The sequence below is a fragment of the Limosilactobacillus pontis DSM 8475 genome (assembly GCF_001435345.1).
Lineage (GTDB): Bacteria > Bacillota > Bacilli > Lactobacillales > Lactobacillaceae > Limosilactobacillus > Limosilactobacillus pontis.
In genome coordinates, this window is record NZ_AZGO01000055.1 from 120,763 (window position 1) to 124,874 (window position 4,112).

Sequence of the window (4,112 nt, forward strand, 5' to 3'; positions counted from 1 at the left end):
ACTTTTTAGACAACATGTTGGAAATACTAGTTCGGGAAAGCGACTAAATCAAGCACGTCTTGCCACTTTTGTCTCATTTCTGGAAATTTCTGAAAAATTAAATTTTAAAAACAAAAAAGACGGTGGTCAGTAACCATCGTCTTTAAGCAGTTGGGCTAGCTGGATTCGAACCAGCGCATGACGGTACCAAAAACCGTTGCCTTACCGCTTGGCTATAGCCCAATAATAAATGGGGGAGAGTGGATTCGAACCACCGAACCCGAAGGAACGGTTTTACAGACCGTCGCGTTTAACCAGACTTCGCTACTCCCCCAAAAGGGTTTCGTCAACTAGCTATGTAAACATAACTAATCAACGTTTATTATAATACCGAATTCCACTAGCAAATGCAAGCCCCAATCCCAAAGATTTTTACCCAACTCCCCCACCGCATTAAAAAAGCCCGCCGAAACGCGCCCGGCAGGCTTTAAGTGTAATCAAGTTAATCGTGATGCTTAGTCAACGCCACCCATGAGACCGTGGATCCTCTTGACGAAGAACATCAGGATGATCCCGAAGACGATACTTACCAGACCGATCGTCAGGAAGTATGGCACTTCGGTGGATGATGAGTAGAACTTAACGATCTGGGCGTTAACCGCTTGGGCAGCGGCGTCAGCCAGGAACCACATACTCATCATCTGAGACTTGAAGGCCTTCGGGGCCAGCCGGGTCGTGACGGCCAGGCCGATTGGTGAAATCAGCATTTCACCGATTTCAACGATGAACCAGGAACCAACCAGCCAGAATGGGGAAACCCGGCCGGCGGTGGTGCCGTGGATCAGGGCTGGCAGCGCCATGAAGGCGTAAGACAGACCGGCGAAGACCAGCCCGGCAGCAAACTTACCAGGAGCACTTGGTTGATTCTTCCAGTGATCCCAGAGGGTAACGAAGACCGGCGTCAGGATCATGATGAACAGGGGGTTCAGGGTCTGGAAGTTAGCGGCAGCAAAGTGCCAGCTCCCGATGTGGAGGATCGTCCGCTGTTCGGCAAAGAGGGCCAAAACAACTGAACCAGATTCCTCAATTGCCCAGAAGATAACGGCGGCGATGAACAGCGGGATGTAGGCTAATACCCGGGAGTGTTCCTCCTTCGTGACCTTCTTGGAGTTCAGCATCATGATGAAGTAGTAGATCGGCAGTGCGATCGCAATGATCGTGATGATCGTGATGATGTTGGTGATGTTCAACTGCCCCATCGCAGCCAGTAGGCCAAGAACGACGGCCAGGACAACAACCCCAACCAGGGTCCAGATCATAACCGGACGCAGGCTTTCCTTGTCGATCGGATCGTCTGGATACAGGCTATCCTTGGACAGGTACTTCCGTCCACCGATGACGTACTGGACCAGGCCGAAGAACATCCCGATGGCGGCTAGGGAGAAGCCGGCGTGGAAGTTCATCTCGCCATGGAAGAGGTTCAGCCCAAAGCCATTGGCAGCCCACGGAACCGCCCATGGGGCAACCGCGGCCCCTAAGTTGATCCCGAAGACGAACATACTGAAACCGGAATCCCGCCGGCGGTCATTCTCAGAGTAGAGGCCACCGACCATTTCGGAGACGTTAGGCTTTAAGAGCCCGGTCCCGGCAACGATCAGGGCGATCGAGACGTAGAGGGCACTGACGCCAAACGGCAGTGACAGGGCGATGTGCCCGAACATGATCAGGACACCACCGATAAAGACGGTCCGCCGTGGGCCCCAGACCCGGTCAGACAGCCAACCACCGACAACCCCAGACAGGTAAACCAGGGAACCGTAGATCGACACAATCGAAGCAGCGGTGGTTTCGCTCATCCCCAGGCCGCCCTTAGTGACGGCATAGTACATGTAGAATAACAGAATTGCCCGCATTCCGTAGTAACTGAACCGTTCCCACATTTCAGTGAAGAACAGGGTCGAGAGACCACGCGGTTGCCCGAAGAATGCAGTATCAATATCTTTTTGTTTACTCATAAAGATTTGATTCCTCCATTGATAATTGCACAGTCAGATTAATCACTCAGAATACTTATTCCAAATAATTAGAAAAATCTAACTTTCTTATAACAATGTAATTATTTTAGTCCTCCCCACCGGAATAGTCAATTAAAAATAAAGTTTTGATGAGAGAAAAGTGGGAGAACGTTTCATCTAACTTAATAATTTTTAGGTTGGTAGTAAGCCAGGTTAACTTAATTAACCATCATTTGAATTTCGTTTAAAAAAGAAAAGCAGCCCGCATTACTAGCAAGCTGCCTACTTTCGCCCAAACTTGATATAGGCCAGGATTACCATCGCCACTAGATAACCAACTGACAGTACGAAAACCGCATTACCGATGTTGGCCCAGTAGTGGCTGTTAAAGAAGCCGAAGAAAAACATGCTCAGGCCCAGGCCAATCAGCCCTGGGGCGATGATCAGGCCCGCCTGCTTACGCGCCGCTGGGTCCTGCTTTGACTGCCACGCCAGCAGGCGCAGCCACTTGCCCCGAGTGAACTGAACCCCAATCAGCATGAAGACGACACACAATGTTAGGTACAAAATATCCATTCGCTAACTCCCCCACTCCATCAAAAAACGGCCGATGAGAAACTCACCAGCCGCCTTACTAGCTCCGGCAGTCAGACTCGAACTGACGACAACCTGATTAACAGTCAGGTGCTCTACCAACTGAGCTATGCCGGAATAACAAATCAACACTCAGTATTATATCTTACCGGTCCGGAAATCGTCAAGCATTATTTTGCTCCCCAGCTTATCATTTAACAATGGGACCGCCATCCCTTATAATATACTTGTAAAAAGTAAGCTATAGAGGAGGCCTTCCCATGTCAAAAACGATTGTACTCTACTACTCCGCCACTGGAACCACCAAGCGAGCTGCGCAGGCGGTCGCTAACCAACTCAACGCCGACCTCGCCGCAATTCACCCGGTTAAACCCTACACGGCCGAAGACCTTAATTGGCACGATGAGACGACCCGGGCCACCGTCGAGCAGAAGCAGGAACACGACGGCCGGGTCCCAATCGAAGACGACCTGCCGGACCTGGGCGAATACGATAATGTAATCATTGGCCACCCGATCTGGTGGGGAATCCCGCCGCGCCTGATCGCTACCACGATCGACCACTTGGACCTCAACGGCAAGGTCCTCGCCACCTTTGGCACGTCCAGCAGCACCGGCTACGACCGTGCCCAGACCAACGTCGCCCGGACGGTCAGGGAAAACGGCTTCCAGCTGGATCTCCAACAGGGGGACGTCCTGAATTCCCCGGCTAGATTGACGGCCTGGGTAAACTCCCTAAATCTTAAGTAGAACTCAGGTGAAGGATCATCCCCGCTCATGGTTCTCCACAAGCAAGGCTAAAAAATTTCCCGTCACGGATCGATCCGCACGGGAATTTTTTTGGCTCTATGATATTCGGTAAGAATAAAATAATTTCTTGTCTTTACCGTAAGCACTACGATACGTATTGAAAATAAATAGAAGGACGTGCTCCGCTGGCTTTTTGCGGTTCACGTCCTTCCTCTAGTTATGACATACCTGTTGCACTTCTTCTGCCCATAGTAAAAGAGCCTCAATGTCGCTACTTTTCTGGTTATGCATAAATATGGCAGATTGCAAGAAATAACTTGAACGAATTTAGTGACGTAGATTAAGCAAGAAGATCTCGATTGGTGTGTGCCAGTTAAGACATTTAAGTGGTCGGGAATTCAGATACCAATTGATTTGAACCAGCTGGCGATCGCTCAGCTCTTCAATGGCTTGTCCCTTGGGAATAAACCGTCGCAAAACTCGATTACGGTTCTCATTACTACCGCGTTCGTGCGGTGAATAGGCATGGGCAAAGTAAACCTGAGTACCCGTTAGCTGTTCAATTGCCTGATAATTAGCGAACTCTTTCCCATGATCCACAGTAAGCGTCTTGAGCTTGTCTTGAAGTTGACTAGCTAGTTCCAGTACGGCTTGAGTCATGGACTGACTGTCGCGACCATGGAGCCGTTTAACAATGGTCAGGCGACTCTTACGCTCCGCAAAAGTAGCCACAGCTTGACCTTTACGTTTGCCAGAAAGTACGGTATCAGCTTCA

General features: G+C 50.1%; 4 protein-coding genes and 3 tRNA genes. 1 reads left to right on the forward strand and 6 read right to left on the reverse strand.

Going from position 1 to position 4,112, the window contains the following annotated elements:
• Positions 1 to 150: 150 nt before the first annotated feature.
• The 5 genes from FD34_RS05460 to FD34_RS05480 all read right to left on the reverse strand — a co-directional run bounded on the left by FD34_RS05460 (position 151) and on the right by FD34_RS05480 (position 2,705).
• Positions 151 to 222: transfer RNA gene (locus FD34_RS05460), tRNA-Gln, on the reverse strand.
• Positions 223 to 230: 8 nt separating this feature from the next.
• Positions 231 to 313, reverse strand: a tRNA-Tyr gene (locus FD34_RS05465).
• A 181-nt stretch (positions 314 to 494) separates the two neighbouring features.
• A complete protein-coding gene (locus FD34_RS05470; protein ID WP_057807553.1) occupies positions 495 to 1,994 on the reverse strand; it encodes a peptide MFS transporter in 1,500 nt (499 codons plus the stop codon).
• Positions 1,995 to 2,276: 282 nt separating this feature from the next.
• Positions 2,277 to 2,570 (reverse strand): hypothetical protein, encoded by a 294-nt coding sequence (locus FD34_RS05475; RefSeq protein ID WP_057807555.1) that lies wholly within the window; start codon positions 2,568 to 2,570, stop codon positions 2,277 to 2,279.
• Positions 2,571 to 2,632: 62 nt separating this feature from the next.
• A tRNA-Asn gene (locus FD34_RS05480) sits at positions 2,633 to 2,705 on the reverse strand.
• Between the two features lie 143 nt (positions 2,706 to 2,848).
• Between FD34_RS05480 and FD34_RS05485 the strand changes: the two genes are divergently transcribed.
• Complete coding sequence (locus FD34_RS05485) at positions 2,849 to 3,337, forward strand: flavodoxin (protein ID WP_057807557.1); 489 nt, start codon at positions 2,849 to 2,851, stop codon at positions 3,335 to 3,337.
• Between the two features lie 327 nt (positions 3,338 to 3,664).
• Here the strand turns inward: FD34_RS05485 and FD34_RS05490 are convergent.
• The coding region (locus FD34_RS05490; protein ID WP_157046891.1) for an IS30 family transposase at positions 3,665 to 4,112 on the reverse strand (448 nt) is incomplete at its 5' end.

What these genes read in the sequence shown, in the direction of transcription:
- FD34_RS05470 (WP_057807553.1), bottom strand. Translation starts at nt 1,994, where the DNA reads ATGAGTAAACAAAAAGATATTGATACTGCATTCTTCGGGCAACCGCGT.
- FD34_RS05475 (WP_057807555.1), bottom strand. Translation starts at nt 2,570, where the DNA reads ATGGATATTTTGTACCTAACATTGTGTGTCGTCTTCATGCTGATTGGG.
- FD34_RS05485 (WP_057807557.1), top strand. Translation starts at nt 2,849, where the DNA reads ATGTCAAAAACGATTGTACTCTACTACTCCGCCACTGGAACCACCAAG.